The 15515-nt window shown below is 40.7% G+C and carries 9 protein-coding genes; 6 read left to right on the top strand and 3 right to left on the bottom strand.

The window, feature by feature from the left end:
* The first annotated feature begins 207 nt into the window (after positions 1 to 207).
* The 6 genes from CMT41_RS12855 (at position 208) to CMT41_RS12830 (ending at position 11386) form a co-directional block, all read left to right on the top strand.
* Entirely contained in the window at positions 208 to 3216 is a 3009-nt protein-coding gene (locus tag CMT41_RS12855) for a TonB-dependent receptor (protein ID WP_083494288.1), read from the top strand.
* Positions 3217 to 3385: 169 nt separating this feature from the next.
* On the top strand, positions 3386 to 4912 hold the full coding sequence (locus CMT41_RS12850; RefSeq protein ID WP_058027483.1) for a tryptophan halogenase family protein: 1527 nt from the start codon (positions 3386 to 3388) through the stop codon (positions 4910 to 4912).
* Between the two features lie 143 nt (positions 4913 to 5055).
* Complete coding sequence (locus CMT41_RS12845) at positions 5056 to 7734, top strand: glycoside hydrolase family 3 C-terminal domain-containing protein (RefSeq protein ID WP_232299961.1); 2679 nt, start codon at positions 5056 to 5058, stop codon at positions 7732 to 7734.
* Positions 7735 to 8202: 468 nt separating this feature from the next.
* Positions 8203 to 9585 carry an ADP-ribosylglycohydrolase family protein gene (locus tag CMT41_RS12840; protein ID WP_083494287.1) on the top strand — a complete coding sequence of 461 codons (1383 nt, stop codon included), beginning with the start codon at positions 8203 to 8205 and terminating at the stop codon, positions 9583 to 9585.
* A 69-nt stretch (positions 9586 to 9654) separates the two neighbouring features.
* The gene (locus tag CMT41_RS12835) at positions 9655 to 10611 is read left to right on the top strand and encodes an alpha/beta hydrolase-fold protein (protein ID WP_058027482.1); all 957 of its coding nucleotides are present in this window, start codon (positions 9655 to 9657) and stop codon (positions 10609 to 10611) included.
* 28 nt (positions 10612 to 10639) lie between these two features.
* Entirely contained in the window at positions 10640 to 11386 is a 747-nt protein-coding gene (locus tag CMT41_RS12830; protein WP_198149747.1) for an endonuclease/exonuclease/phosphatase family protein, read from the top strand.
* A 120-nt stretch (positions 11387 to 11506) separates the two neighbouring features.
* On the opposite strand, the gene CMT41_RS12825 is transcribed toward CMT41_RS12830, so the two are convergent.
* From CMT41_RS12825 to CMT41_RS12815, 3 genes are all read right to left on the bottom strand, one after another.
* Positions 11507 to 11917 carry a hypothetical protein gene (locus CMT41_RS12825; RefSeq protein WP_058027480.1) on the bottom strand — a complete coding sequence of 137 codons (411 nt, stop codon included), beginning with the start codon at positions 11915 to 11917 and terminating at the stop codon, positions 11507 to 11509.
* Positions 11918 to 12029: 112 nt separating this feature from the next.
* Entirely contained in the window at positions 12030 to 13619 is a 1590-nt protein-coding gene (locus tag CMT41_RS12820) for an MGH1-like glycoside hydrolase domain-containing protein (RefSeq protein WP_198149746.1), read from the bottom strand.
* A 215-nt stretch (positions 13620 to 13834) separates the two neighbouring features.
* Positions 13835 to 15445, bottom strand: coding sequence for a cellulase family glycosylhydrolase (locus CMT41_RS12815; protein ID WP_082606548.1), 1611 nt, complete (start codon positions 15443 to 15445; stop codon positions 13835 to 13837).
* Positions 15446 to 15515 lie beyond the last annotated feature (70 nt).

Here is a 15515-nt window from a genome sequence, read left to right as displayed (position 1 = left end):
TCAAGTAGATGTATTTACAAGTATAAATATCTGAATACATAAAGTTGAACGTTCAATGTAGAGATTTTTTCTAAGATAAGACGAATGCCCTGATGGTGATTGCTACTGTGCCAACTGGCTAAAAAGCCAATCACTAATAATAAGATTCATACTTGAAAACAATAACAATTTGAGCATTTGGTATGAACCATATCAGGGGAAATTTAAATGAAAAAAACACTCTATCAGCAAAAACAACAGGAAAATGTAACTAAGCATAATGCCTTTAAGTATTCTTTAATCGCCTTGGCAATTATTGGACTAAGTTCGGTTTCAGCTAATGCCGCAGACGAAACAAATAAAAAAGCCAAAGAAGAAGCCATTGAAGTCATCGAGGTTAAAGGCCAACGCGGTAATTTAATTTCAGCACAAAACATGAAAATGAATGCGGATACGGTAATGGATGCTATTTCTGCTGCTGATATGGGCTCTATGCCAGACAGAAGTGTATTAGAAGCTATTTCTCGTATGCCGGGGGTTGCTATTGAACGCTTTGCCGCCGCAGATGATCCCGATCACTTTGGTGTTGAAGGCGGTGGTGTTGTTGTGCGTGGTTTAACACATGTACGCAGTGAATTTAATGGCAGAGATGCTTTTTCTGCTGATTCGGGTCGAGGTTTAGGTTTTCAAGATATATCACCTGAATTAATGGGCTCGGTGGAAGTATTTAAAAACCAAACCGCTGACATGATTGAAGGCGGTATAGCGGGTACGGTAAACCTTAATACCCGTAAGGCGTTTGATGCTGATGGTCGGGTATTTTCTTTCTCCGCTGATGTCACTTATACCGATTTACGTGAAGAGACCGCGCCAACTTTTTCTGTCCTTTATAGTGATATATGGGCCACAGATGTAGGGCGTTTTGGCTTTTTGGCTAACTTCTCTCATTCAGAAATAAAAGTCGAGTCAAACGGCGTACAAGCAGGTAAATATGAACAGCAAGAGTGGGATAACAGTAAGTACGTTCCTCAATCAGCTCGCTTAAGTAAGAAACAAGATGATAAAGAACGAGATGGTTTTGCCACGTCATTGCAATGGGAAAACACCGCTAAAACTATCGTATTAACCGGTGAATTCATTCGTTCGCAAGCTACTCTAGCATGGAATGAAAACGCGATAGAAATGGACGATGGTGATTCGAAAGTAAACCTGAAACCTGTTGATGGTACTAGCTTTGATTTTGATGATAATGGTACTTTTGAAAACGGTATCATTACCTCTGAAGCTGGCTGGCGTGGCGATGGTTCACCACAACGCTACGGTATGCAACATACTATGGTAACCCGGGTACGTAATGAAGAATCAATTGTAAATGATTACAGCTTTAATGCTAAGTTCACGCCAAACGATTCACTGGCCATTAACTTTGATGTGCAATATATTTACGCAACCATGGCCATTGAAGATGTTTCTGTCATGGGCGCAACTCGTGCCGTAGTTGGCATGGACTTGCGTGGCAGCGGCTTACCAAAGATTAGCCTGCTACATCCTGCTTACGATGGACAAGCCGATCATACGCCAGGTACACCATTTACTGATCCAAGCACTAACTTTTGGCGTAGCGCTATGGACCATATTTCGGATAATGAAGGCGAAGAATTTGCCACTCGTTTGGATATTGAATATACCTTTGATAACAGCATTGTTAAGTCGATTGAACTAGGTGCTCGTTACTCAAATCGTCAACAAACTACCAGACAATCAACGTATAACTGGGGGGTATTGTCTGAAGCGTGGGCTGATCACAATATTTGGTATGCAGATACTGATGTGCCTTATGATGAAGTAAGTTTTGATAACTTCGCTCGTGGCGGTGTATTAAATACCGAAGGTGGTAATACTTTCTTATTCCCCTCGCTGTCCATGGTACAAAACTACTCAGGATTAAATGACGCCTTAGCTGGTGCTAAAGCCGTTGCTTGGGGTTGGAATCCTTTAGCCGACCGCGACGATGCAACGGGACACTTTGTCGGTAACGAAATTAATGTCACCCAAGAAGAAAGTACTGCTTTTTATGCCAAGCTAAATTTTGAAGGCGATTTTTCAGGCATGGATTACAGTGCTAATATCGGTTTAAGATACGTGAGACTGGATAATACCACCGACGGTTTCATTAGTTATCCCGATGATGTGCCAAAGAATGACAAAGATATAGCTAACGTCTTAAATGCTGAACAGGCCGCTTTTGGTAATAATGCTTCTATAGTGACCCAATCGATAGGTCAATATACTAAAGTACTGCCGAGTGTTAACTTTAAATTAAACCTTACTGATGAGTTATTGGTGCGTTTTGCTTTCTCTGAAGCCATCGCCTTGCCTTCATTAGGAAATCTTCGAAATTATGTCAGCATTGGCGGAGCAGATCAGAGGGTAACCTTTGATCCTAACGTGCCGGAAGGAGATGAGCCTGTGCCAATTTATGCAGAGTATGAACGTTATACCGCAAGCTCAGGTAACCCTTTATTAAAACCAATGGAATCTTACAACTATGATTTGTCATTGGAATGGTATTTTGCAGAAGCTGGTTCATTAACCTCTACCTTGTTTTATAAAGATATAAGCAACTACTTTGTTAACGGCTTTACCTATAATGATTACACTAACAATGGTGTCACTCAAGAAGTAGAAGTGGCCGGCGCAACCAATGGTGGTAAAGGTACTATCGCGGGTTTTGAAGTGTCTTACCAACAATTTTTTGATGCGCTACCCGGTGCCTTCTCAGGTCTAGGTGTGCAATTAAACTATACCCACATCAATGAGGATGGTTCACCTAATTCAGGTTTGAATAACTCAAGTAGTGATTCAGATGAGGCGGGTGATATCGCCTTTACTGATTTACCACTGCAAGGACTTTCAGAGCAAAATGCTAATGCAGCCTTGTTGTATGAGAAGTTTGGTATCTCAGCACGTATTGCTTACAACTGGCGTTCAGATTACTTGTTAACTACCCGTGATGTTATCACCAAGCTGCCTATTTATAATACAGCTAATGGCCAGCTAGATGCTTCAATCTTTTGGGATGTAAGTGATAATTGGAAAATTGGTATGCAAGGTACTAATTTGAACAACAATATTACTGAAACTGAGATGCAAGTAAATCAGCAAGGTGACAAGGTGACCCGTTCTTGGTTTACCAATGACCGTCGTTATAGCCTAGTGGTAAAAGCTACTTTCTAGCACCTTGCTTAGAAAGTGTAAAATGGCGCTTCAATGTATATGACCGTATTGAATCGCCACGCTTATTTGGGGGATTGTTAACATCGACACTTATCATCCCTTCGCCGGCGCTACTTTTCTACGAAGTAGTAGGGTCGGCTCATCGCTCTATTTTTTCTGGGAGGCAGCTATGCAGCAAGAACAAGCAAAGCAGCAAAATAAAATTAACAACATAGTTATTGTTGGTGGTGGCACCGCTGGTTGGATGACCGCAGCAACCTTAGCTAAAATATTAGGTAAAAATTACTGTGCTATACGCTTAATTGAATCTGATCAAATAGGTAGTGTTTCCGTGGGTGAAGCCACCATTCCGCAAATATCACTGTTTAATAAAATTCTCGGCATAGACGAAAATGATTTTGTTAAAAAAACTAGTGCTACTTTTAAGTTAGGTATCGAATTTATTGATTGGACCAAAAATGGCGGTGCTTATATGCATCCCTTTGGCGAGCATGGCACTAATATGGATGCCATTCAGTTCCATCATTATTGGTTAAAAATGCATCAACAAGGTAAAAGCCCTGACCTTGAAGAATATTCATTAGCGGCAGTCGCGGCACGACAAGGAAAATTTATCCGTCCGCAAAATATGGGTAATTCTCCGTTATCTAAAATTAATTACGCTTTTCATTTTGATGCCACCTTATATGCAGATTATTTGCGTGATTATGCTATTGAGCGTGGCGTAAATCGCACTGAAGCTAAGGTCGTCGATGTTTCACTTCGAGACAGTGATGGCTTTATTGACAGCTTACTGTTGGAGGATGGTGAGCGGGTAACAGCAGATTTATTTATTGATTGTAGTGGTTTCAAAGCCTTGTTAATTGAAGGCGCACTGAAAACCGGCTTTGATGACTGGAGTGATGTCTTGCCCTGTAATCGAGCCGTGGCTATACCCTGTTTGGCTAAAGAAACGGAGGTCTTGTATCCATTTACTCAAGCCAAGGCACAAAAAGCTGGCTGGATTTGGCGAATTCCTCTGCAACACAGGGTAGGTAACGGTTATGTCTATCCAAGTAAGTTTGTTAGTGACGAAGCAGCCGTTAAAATATTAACCGCGCAAATGGAAGGTGAACCCATCGGCGAGCCAAATTTCTTGCGCTGGACAACGGGGGTACGTAAAAAAGCTTGGCATAAAAACTGTATTGCTATTGGCCTTTCCGCGGGCTTTGTTGAGCCACTAGAATCTACTGGTTTACACCTTATTCAATCGTCGATTGCCAAGTTAATGGCTTTATTTCCTCATCAAGGTTTTAACCAAATAGATATTGATACCTTTAATGCACAGTCGAAAACTGAGCTTGAATATATCCGTGATTTTATCGTTTTACATTATAAAGCCACCGACCGTGATGATTCAGAGTTTTGGCGTGATTGTCAGAAGTTGCAAGTTTCAGAACGATTACAAGCTAAGATGGCTTTATACCAAGCTAATGGTCGTATTTATCGTCAAGACAATGAACTCTTTAATGAGACATCTTGGTTAGCTGTTATGCATGGCCAAGGGCTAAGGCCTAGTGGTTATCATCCGTTAGTTGATGCACTACCTGAAGATGAGATAGAACGCAGGTTAAAACATATACATTCAGTCATTCAAAAATCAGTAGCGACAATGCCAATGCAAAAAGACTATATTGCTAAGTACTGCAAGGCATAGCTAAGTAGTTAGCTGAGTAAAAATTATTATTAAGAGCAATATTTACTTGCTAAATATATCGGTAGATATTATGTTAGAACAATAAATGTAAGCGCTTACATTTATTGTTCATCCTAAATAAAGACGTTGAAAAAGGTTAGTTAATGAAAGCACTATTTATCAAAGGTAGACTAAAAAGCACCATGCTTGTTTCTGCGCTACTTACGCTAAGCACAGCGCTTAGTGGCTGTGTAGATGGCAATGAAGTCACTATCGGCAATAAAGGCGCTAATAAAGCTGGCAACACAGTAGTTAAGCAAGATGTGGCACATGCGGAAGATCGCCTAGCGACAGTTGAGCAAGATGTTGAAACTTTATTGGCAAAAATGACCTTGCCAGAAAAAGTTTCTTTGGCCCATGCTAGTGGTAAATTTCATATCAATGCCATTGAGCGTGTCGGCATTCCTGAAATGTGGTTATCTGATGGTCCTCACGGTGTCCGTCATCAAATAGAACGCCATACTTGGGCATCGGCGGGTTGGACCGATGATTATGCCACTTATTTACCTCACCTTACCTCAGTTGCGGCTAGTTGGGATGTTGAGATGGCTCGCCTACATGGGCAAGTGTTAGGTGCTGAAGCCCGCCATAGGAAAAAAGATTTTATTTTAGGCCCTGGGGTTAACTTAGCGCGCTTACCTTTATACGGCAGAAACTTTGAATACATGGGTGAAGATCCTATTTTAGCGGCCACGTTAGTGGTACCGCAAATCAAAGCCATTCAAGCCAATGATGTTGCCGCAACGGTTAAACATTATGCCTTAAACACCCAAGAGCTAAACCGCACCGGTGTTAATGCCAAACCGGATGAACGCACCTTAAGAGAAGTATATTTACCCGCCTTTGAAGCGGCGGTTAAAGAAGCAGGAGTGCTTGGCATGATGGGCTCATATAACCAATACTATGGTACTAATGCTAATCAAAGCAAACACTTGATCATGGATATATTAAAAGGTGAGTGGGGTTATCAAGGCGTTTTACTGACCGATTGGCATGTTGATATTAATACCTATGATGCCGCTGTTAATGGCTTAGATTTAGAAATGGGCACCGACGTTGCCGATTACCAAGATTACTTTTTGGCAAAACCTTTTCTAGAGATGATCCAAGCGGGAAAAATCCCCGAAGCTGTTGCCGATGAAAAAGCTAGGCGCATTTTAAGAGTGCAACATACCATAGGTATGTACGATGAAAATCGCTTACCGGGTGCTAGAAATACTAAAGCACATCAAGCTGCCGCCCGTAAAATTGCCACCGAAGGTGTGGTGTTATTGAAAAATGACCTTATTGGCGCTAAAGCGGTATTACCCTTAGAGATAAAAGAACTGAAAAACATACTGGTACTTGGCCCGAATGCCGATAAAAAACATGGCACGGGTGGCGGCTCATCAGAAGTAAAATCTTTATATGAAGTCACTCCGTTAGCAGGCTTAAAAGCACACTTTGGCGAACAGGTAAATATTACTGTGATGAGAGCGCGCAGCAGTGACTTAGCGGCTATTGCCAGTGATTATGTTGAGAGTCGTCATTGGACCGGTACACCAGCATGGAATATCTCATATTTTGCTGAAAAAGCACGGTTAAACTTAACCGAACAATCTTGGATAGTTGATTCAAAGTTTAAAGCCATAGCGCCAGCTAACGCTAGCAATATTACCAATACTCAGTACATCACTATGGCTGCAAAAATTAAACCTTTAATGACTGGTTTACATCAATTGAACGTGGAAACCTTGGGTAATTTTAAATTAAAAATAAACGATGAAACAGTTATTGATTATCAACTGAGTAGCGCTGAATTATCAAATGCAATGAATACCAGTAAGGTTATTGCCTTAACTCATGCTATTGAGTTAATCGCGGGTAAATCTTATAGCTTTGAAATTGAATATGATGGCAGTGAACACTTCACTTTAGGTTGGAATGCGCCGGGCGAATTATTTGCCAGTGAAGCTGAGTATATTGCTGCCGCTAAACAAGCCGATGTCGTTATCTATTTTGGCGGTTTGAGCCATGGAGATGACCGGGAGTCAATCGATAGACCTGATATGAAACTACCTAACTCACAAGATGAAATTATTAGTAACTTGATTGCCGCCAATGAAAAAACCGTGGTCTTCCTTGTTGCTGGCTCAGCCGTTGAAATGCCTTGGGCAGAGCAAGCTAACGCGATTGTGTGGGGTTGGTATGGCGGGATGGAAGCAGGTCATGCTTTTGCCGATATTCTAACCGGAGCTGTTAACCCCAGTGGTAAAATGCCAATTACCCTGCCGGCTCGCCTTGAAGATACCGCGCCCATTGCCTTAAACGATTATAACGCCAAAGAAAGTCTATACACCGAAGGTGTGTTTATTGGCTATCGTTGGTTTGAACAACAAAAAATAAAACCTACCTTCGTTTTTGGTCATGGCCTTTCATATACCAAATTTGCCTTAACGGATATTGCCTTATCGGCAGCAAGTATTACTGCGGATGAAGGTATTACCGTGACAGCAATGCTTAAAAATACCGGCAAGGTCGCTGGCGCCGAGGTGGTGCAATTATATCTACATGACGTTGAATCCAGTGTTGATAGACCAGCAAAAGAATTGAAAGGTTTTACCAAGGTATTCTTAGCGCCAGGTGAAAGTAAACAAATCAGTATATCGCTGAATAAACGTGATTTATCTTTTTGGGATATAAACACTAATGATTGGTTGGCTGAGGCGGGTGATTTTGAAGTCTTACTTGGCACTTCCCTTGATCAAATCAAACTTAAGGCAAGCTTTAATTACCAACAGTAATACCAAGTCCATTAAGTTATTTCTCAATCAGCGAGAGTTAAAAGGCTTAGGTGCAAGGCATTGATTGCAGATAATGGTTATTCCCTTGTCAAAATCAATAACGACGAATGTAAGCCTTTTAAACTCGCCCTTGGGAGCTGGTCAGAAAAATAATAATTTCACCAATTTGTTAGATATAGAGTGACTATACCTGCACAAATTTTATTTATTATAACTTCTCTGACATAGCTCTGAGGTGGGAATAAATTTAAGGGAATTGGTATCACATGACATCTAGCTAACAGTTGTTAGCGCTTCGTCGATGTTGAAAGATACTCATGTACAAGGCATTATTTTGAAATACAGTGCTGAGTATCTTTACGTTTACCACCTCATATATATTGTTCAATATTGTTCCATATTTTAAATTTATTCGATGCTTAGCCCGAAAAAATTTAAACATCTATTTATGTTAACTGGAGATAGTCGATGAAATTAGCAAAGCTATTTTTATACTTCGTCGTGATGATTTGTTTATCTGCGTGTACAGAAAACGTCCCGACAGATAGTGTCAATGATTCAGCTCTGCTTAAAAATATCGACTACATCGCTATTTCACGAGCCGCTTATCAAGATAAGTTACATGGTTTTTGGTTAGGGCAAAGTATCGCTAATTGGACCGGATTAGTGACGGAAATGGATAAAGTAGGCACACCAGCCACCATGCCTTTTTATACCGATGAAGATTGGGGTAGCAAGGATTTACCTGCCATCTGGGGGGAAGGGGTACCTCATAGTGATACCATTGACTTTTTCTTTGTTGAAAAGGGCCAACCTTGGGGCGCAGATGATGATACCGATATTGAATACATGTATCAGTATTTACATGAGTTTCATCAAACAAGTTTGTTAACCACTGAGCAAGTCCGAACTGGTTGGTTAGTACACACCTACTCTGAAGAGGATGCACCACTGTTTAAAAAATTTACCGACTCTAAAGCGGTAAAAGAGAACTTCCTCTGGCAAGCTAATGAACAAGCGCGAATACTAATGGCGCAAGGCATGTTGCCGCCAGCAACCAGTGAGCCGGAAAATAATGCTAAGTACATGATGATTGATGCTCAGCTGACCACGGAAATATTTGGTTTGTTAGCGCCAGTAAGAGCCGATATTGCGTTAAAATTATCACATTTACCCATTAGGGTATCAGCAAAATATGATGCTCAGTGGATCGCCCAATTTTATATCACTATGCATTCTCTAGCTTCGTCTGTGGATAAAAGTTTAACCATGCAAGAGCAAACTTGGTGGTTGGCTGGGCAAGCAAGTAAAGTTCTTCCTAAAGATTCATATCCAGCTAAAATGTATGATTTTATTAAAAGCTCATATCAGCAAAATACAGATAAAAATGACTGGGAAAAAACTCGTGATGAAGTTTATCAGCGTTATCAGGTTAACAATGCCGATGGTTATATTTATCATGACCCTTTTGAAGCGGGTATTAACTTTGCCGCCAGTTTAGTGAGTTTGTTCTACGGACAAGGTGACATTGTTCGAACTATTCAAATAGGCACATTGGCTGGCTGGGATTCAGATAACCCGACCGCGACTTGGGGCGGTTTATTAGGTTTTATGCTTGGTAAAAAAGGTGTCGAGCAAGCGTTTGGTCAAGATAACTTGTCAGAAAGTTATTGGATTCACCGTACGCGAAGAAACTTTCCAGATCACACCCCCAACCAAGTTGGCGAAGATACCTTTAGCATGATGGCTCAACGAGCGATAAAGGTGATTGATCAAGTGGTGGTTGAACAAATGCAGGGTAAAGTTGATGTTGTTAATAATGTTTGGCTGATTCCCGAAAAGAAAGGCTAACTTAGTTTAACGCTTAACCTATAACATTTAACATCACCTAATATGTATTATTTTTAAAGTCAGAGTGTCATGAAAAAAATAAAACTTTCCTTAATCGCCGCTACTTTATTGGTATTTTCCTGTTCGAATAATACCGGTAAAAGCCTAGCCACACAGGCTGAAACAGCGCTCATCTCAACAGCCGAGTTACTGCGAGAAGACTACCAATCTAGTGTTGATAACAGTCAGCGCGAATATTTTGTTTATTTACCCCGAGGTTATCACTCCAAACCAGAGAAAAAATGGCCGGTAATGCTGTTTTTACATGGTAATGGTGAGCGCGGCAATGGCCAAGATGAACTCGATTTTGTCTTGATGCAAGGGCCTTTATATGAGGCTTGGGTACAGAAAAAAGATTTGCCTTTTATTATAATTTCACCGCAGCTGCCTATGTTTGGTTTTGATAAAAAAGGCATTACCTATATTGATAACCGCTCTAAAGAAAACATTCCAAAAAGATTAGCTAATGGTGTACCTAAGCGCAGCGCGGCTTTTCAAACCCAAACTGCTATGCAAAGAACATCTTCACTAACTGATATGGGTGAGGTTGCGCCGTTATTGCCACAAGGCTGGGAAAAACTTGAGACTGATTTAATTGCCATGCTTGATAGCGTACAAGCAAAGTACCGAGTCAATGTAGATAAAACCTATTTATCAGGACTTAGTTATGGCGGCTTTGGCACCTGGTATCTGGCCAGTAAATACCCTGAAAGGTTCGCTGCTATCGCCCCGGTAGTTGGTTGGGGCCATCCGAGTTTAATGGCGCCAATAGCAAAGCATAAGTTACCGGTTTGGCAATTTGCCGGCGGTAGAGATAGTGCGGTGAATATTCAGTATTTTTATGCGGGACTCGATACCTTAGAAAAACTTGGCCATAACAACGTGCGTTTTACTGTGCATGAAGATAAAGGTCATGATGCTTGGACTCGAGTTTATTCCGGCGACGATCTTTATCAGTGGTTCTTATCTTATGAGCTTAAGCACTAAGCTGACATTCAATAGGGTGGTAGTTTCTTTGAAAGTAAAAATAATCTTACTTAGCCTTGTCGCTGCATCTAGTTTGAACACTGAAGTGCCTGCCGCCACAGTACCTGAGACTATCACTGTGATGTCACTTAACATTTATGGTTGGAAAACCATGCCAGCACATAGTGATGATTACGCGCAGTTAATTACGGCTAATCAGGTTGATGTTCTTGCTATCCAAGAAGGTGTCGACGATTGGCAGCTTAAAGAAAACGATATTAATAATAAACTGCCGACTAACTATCAGCGTGCTATGACTCTGAAGACATCACTTGGAGAGTGTTGGCAGCGTCAATTTCAAATTTTTATTAATCTTTGTCAGGGTAATCGCTTTATCGAGTCTGGCCGTTTTGATTTAACCGATGGCCCTAATGCCACCAGAACAGGTGAGTATGCGGTGATAGCAAAAGCGGATAAGCGTTATTTTATCGTTAATGTTCATTGGGACCATGAAAGTATTGCGACTCGCATAGCCAATGCTAAAGAAACAGCGGCCCAGCTAAATAAAATTGCTCAATACCCGAAAATATTATTGGGTGACTTTAATAGTCAATGCGATAGTAGAGAAGTAATATTAGTGCAGTCAAAAGCTAAGCTGACCTTAGTTAAAAGTGCCGGTATTGATTGCCTTTTTGTCCAAGGTCTTACCGGTAGGGCAAAAAAAATAGCTGCTTATCCTTCAGATCATCTAAGCATTATTGCTAGCTTGCGATACCTAAATGACTCAGTTCAGTAACTCCCCCTAAAATTTGAACTTAAAAATAACATTATTCAAAAGATTACCTTGAATATAGGGCAGCCAATAAATAACTATTATCTGCCCCGCTACTTATCGGCATAACTTACTCTTATTCTGCTATGGCGAATAGGCTGGGGTGATATTGCTTTTTAATTCTTGATCTAGCCAGGTTATTGCCTGCTGCCAGCCTAAATCCAAACCTGAAAAAGTGCGGACATTTAATTGATCAATGACGCGTTTATCGGTAATCGCTTTGCTAGATTGCTGGCCTTGCTCATTATAATTCACCGCCGCAATAGCCACTATATTTTCGGCAGACCCCATGATGTATTGTGCTTCTGGGCTATAAGAGTAGGTATTAATTTTATTGAGTAAAACACCATAACTTCCCTTAAAAATAGAGGCCATAAAGTTATCATGTTCTTCAACCATTTCTAAAGATACTTCAATGCATTCATCGACAATAACTTCGGCAATGCTAGCGCTAATAATGTTAATATCGGCGAAACTTATTCTATGTTTGTGCATAATACTACCTCAACATGTATTTGTTAGTTCACTTTTTATTGTAAGCGCTTTCATTTGTTTGTCTATTAAATTATTCATCAACTAACTACTTATAAAATATAACAAAATAAATTTACTTATTATTTATAAAGACTATTTCTGTTTTGTTTTGGCAATTTATTTGATAACTTTGCTGAGCAAACGGGCTAATAATATTCAGGGTAAAGGCTTGTCGACATTGGATGTTGATATGAATATCATCGCTTAACTCTTTTCGTTTTTTTGCTATTAAATCAACTGAATTCATGGCTTCTCCTTGCCCATTAAAGCGCAAACCTTGTATGCCATGGCGACCAAGCTCATTAATACGCCAAGTAATTTCATTCTTTGGTGCATTGATGCGCAGTCCAATGGCATGTTTAATCAAATAATTAATCGGGGCTAAACCTGACCAACCGATAAAATCAGCTTTTGCTTTACGGCCTTGCTTAATTTCAAGTGGGGTATAGTTTTCCCACGCAGTATTCGTTTCAACAAAAACCTGGGTGGTGCTATCAAGGTGATTCATCGCTATTTCTCGTGCTAATGCGAACTCATTATTTACTTCCAGCCCTTGTATCACCATGGTATTTGTTGGCACCCAAACAGCACCGGCCCAATAGTCGCCATTAAAGCCTACTTCATCAGCGGGGTGGGTCGGCACTCTATGCTTGGTATTAAATGACTTAGGATCATTAAGGTGTTCGATTAACCGAGCCAATTGCTTATCATTAGGGATTTTAGCTAACAGGGTCCAAAATGCGGCAATAGTGCGCATGGTCATCAATTTGTTATCTTTGCCCCAATCATAATAGAAACCGCTTTCTTCATGCCAAAGTTTGTCATTAATAAACGTTGCATAATCATCAGCGCGAGCAAGATAGTGTTTGGCTTCACTATCCTTGCCTAGCTCAGTGGCCATTTCCGCCAACCAACGATCAAAAATAACCATTTCGGCGGCGACATCGATACCCGCTAACATTTCTTTATTGCGTGGCGAGTCATCCATGGCCGCTTTATCGGTAAGGTATAAACCAGAAGCTGGGTGATAAATTTTGCTAAAACTTTCACGATACTTTACTAATGGCAGGTAAACCTCGGCGAGTCGTTTTTTGTTGTTGGTGATTTTATATGACTCTAGCTCAGCCCAAGGTAGAATAGGGTGGTTTAAATTCCCGGCGGTGCCAGGCTCAGACCAGCCAATAACACCTAAATGACCATCTTTTTCGCCGACTTCTCGTACTATTTCACCATCGCTCATTTGCAGACGATAAAAATTGTCTAAGCCGTCAATGCTAGGGAAAATGTGGTGAGCGTAATTGCCCCACATGGTTGAAAAACTCATGTCCCATAAAAATATATTGTCGTTAAAAGCTTCATCAATAAAGTTTGAAACAAAAGGGCTGCTTGCCTGCGGTTTTTTAAAGTGCTCAAAGCCTATTTGCCAAGCACGATAGTAAAAGTCGATATACTCAGGTTTAGCGTCGAAGATAGGTTTAGGTAGCCTATGTTTGTTTTGGGAAAAACTTGGTATTGCTTGTCCTGAATACTGCTTCTTCACATAGAACTGACCTAGTTCAGTTGGTGCCGGTAGGGCACTAAGCGCTGCACTAAACAGGGTGCAAGCTAGCGTTAGATAAATTAGCGGGCTGATAGCTGTGGTAAAAGTACGTTTAAAACTCATAAAATTCATATTCCCAATTTCTAAGGATTGTTTTTAAATAAAGGTCGTTTTAGTTACATTTTTGTCTGAGCAAGTAGCATATATTTCAGTACTTGTTTAAATATGGCTGAGCTTTCATTTTTTGAGAAAGTGCCTAACTGCAATGAGATAATTTATTTTTTCTTTATCAATATGCTGAGTTACTGGGTTATTAACTGTGCAGTTAGTCTAAAATTTTAGGGTAAGTTCGGCGCGACAAGAATATCTTTTTCTGGCCCCCAGCTATACTCAGCACGGTCATAAGTGCTAAACGAACCGGCATCATCCCAAAAAGTTGCCGCTATACCATGCGCTGTGGCGAAATTCACATGCGCTGCAATATATTTTAAACGGTCATCTTCATTACAGATATTCTCAGGGGCAGTAAAGTCAAAGTGGGCAACACCAAATTCATTGACGGTTACTGGGATATCATGTTCGACTGACCAGTTATGGGCTTTTTGATAGATATCACCTAATGCAGCGATATCTGCATCTGTACCCCAATCCCTAAGACACTGACCAGCAAACGGCCAGGGGTCGTAAGCATGGAAATTAGCAATTAAATAATCATCATTTTTATCGGGTATTGCCGCGGCTAACAAAGCATCAATTGGGGTAAAACCATTGCCAGAAAACACCACTAAACGGGTCGGATTCGCTCGGCGAATAATATCGAGCACTCGTACATTTATTTCATCGACATTATCAATGGTTAAGCCAACAGGTTCATTGAGAATTTCAAACAGTAATTTTGCTGATTTATATTTGAATCGCTCAACGATTTGCAACCAAATCGAGTCAAAACGATTGCGATTACTCTGACTAGCATAGTTATCTTTGAGCCAGTTATCATGATGGGCATTTAAAATAACATAAAGCTCTTGCTGTAGCGCCCAATCAACTATGGTTTCCACTCTATCCATTTCAGCAGCATCTACTTGATATGGCGCTGAGCTATCGGTACGTTCATGCCAAGTAACTGGGATCCTCACATGTTTGAATCCCGCCTCTTTAAAATCAATAATGAATTGCTCTTCTGCTGCCGGTGCCCAAGAGCCTTCTGTTGGTGCGTCTAAAGTATTGCCCAAATTAATGCCAATGCCCATTTCACTCACTGCCGTTAGTGGACTGATTGGGTTGGGGTCTATCACCACCTTAACATCAGGCAGCTGCAATGGCGCCTCTTCGGGTACAACTACGGGAGGTACAAAGCTACCATCATCCACTTTAAAGTGAATACTATCTATATTGAAAGGCCCTGAAATGATTTCAAGGCGTAAAATATGAGCACCTTCTGTAACAGTAAGTAGGGCAACATCATGGTTTTCAAAAACTTGCCAACCCCCAGTTTCAGCGACACTATCGGTCGCTACTAGCTCATCATCAAGAAATAAAGAGTAAGCCCCACCACCAAGCGCTGAAGCAACTTTTATCGACAATATATAACTACCAGCCGTTAAGGTGAAATCATATTCTAGCCATTCACCTGTCTCGGTATAACTAACAATAAAACCTTCACCACTGCTCAACTCTTCAATATCGACATTGTCATTGCGAAAAGCATTACCTTCGTTACCCTGAGTCGTATCTAAAAAACGCACATAATCTTCAGCTTCTATTAATAGCGGCTCCGCTATTGGTAACTCTGCCGGCGGGAGATTAGAGTCAGTGGGCTCTGTTTCGGCCTCTGTTGATGATGAACCACCACATGAGGTCAATATTAATGCGCTGCAAAGTAAGGTGGCAATATGTATTGATTTCGCACCGGCTTTAAAAAGAGTAAAATTAGATAGTATATTCGCCATGATTGTACTTACCTGTAAATGTTTTAAATTTGATTATTATTTTTTGTTGTATTAATTCAATAACAATATG

This window comes from Colwellia sp. MT41, from assembly GCF_001444365.1.
Lineage (GTDB): Bacteria > Pseudomonadota > Gammaproteobacteria > Enterobacterales > Alteromonadaceae > Colwellia > Colwellia marinimaniae.
This window is presented reverse-complemented; position numbering and strand designations above follow the sequence as displayed.

Excerpts from the sequence above, each read along its gene's own strand:
- CMT41_RS12855 (WP_083494288.1), top strand. The coding sequence starts at position 208 with ATGAAAAAAACACTCTATCAGCAAAAACAACAGGAAAATGTAACTAAG.
- CMT41_RS12850 (WP_058027483.1), top strand. The coding sequence starts at position 3,386 with ATGCAGCAAGAACAAGCAAAGCAGCAAAATAAAATTAACAACATAGTT.
- CMT41_RS12845 (WP_232299961.1), top strand. The coding sequence starts at position 5,056 with ATGAAAGCACTATTTATCAAAGGTAGACTAAAAAGCACCATGCTTGTT.
- CMT41_RS12840 (WP_083494287.1), top strand. The coding sequence starts at position 8,203 with ATGAAATTAGCAAAGCTATTTTTATACTTCGTCGTGATGATTTGTTTA.
- CMT41_RS12835 (WP_058027482.1), top strand. The coding sequence starts at position 9,655 with ATGAAAAAAATAAAACTTTCCTTAATCGCCGCTACTTTATTGGTATTT.
- CMT41_RS12825 (WP_058027480.1), bottom strand. The coding sequence starts at position 11,917 with ATGCACAAACATAGAATAAGTTTCGCCGATATTAACATTATTAGCGCT.
- CMT41_RS12820 (WP_198149746.1), bottom strand. The coding sequence starts at position 13,619 with ATGAGTTTTAAACGTACTTTTACCACAGCTATCAGCCCGCTAATTTAT.
- CMT41_RS12815 (WP_082606548.1), bottom strand. The coding sequence starts at position 15,445 with ATGGCGAATATACTATCTAATTTTACTCTTTTTAAAGCCGGTGCGAAA.